Here is a 223-nt window from a genome sequence, read left to right on the forward strand (position 1 = left end):
CATTTTTAACGCTTCTTTCCCCCTCGATTCCCCTACAATTAATCGCTTTGGTCCTTGACGTAAAGCATTTGTTAACAATCTATCAAAGTCGATTGCATTTTCTTCTACTTCTGATGCCCTACATTGCATCGGAACAAAATGATGTTCCGGAAAAATGCGATGCAAATATAATTCAGGGTTATCTTCTACTACAAGAGTACGTTCTTTTTTCTTTCCTTTCGGA

1 pseudogene is annotated in these 223 nt (G+C 37.7%); it reads right to left on the reverse strand.

Going from position 1 to position 223, the window contains the following annotated elements:
• Positions 1 to 223: pseudogene (locus tag MR170_RS31870) on the reverse strand (ATPase, T2SS/T4P/T4SS family); the annotation flags it as partial.

Origin of the sequence: Bacillus cereus group sp. BfR-BA-01524 (assembly GCF_022662595.1) — a bacterium.
GTDB lineage: Bacteria > Bacillota > Bacilli > Bacillales > Bacillaceae_G > Bacillus_A > Bacillus_A thuringiensis_S.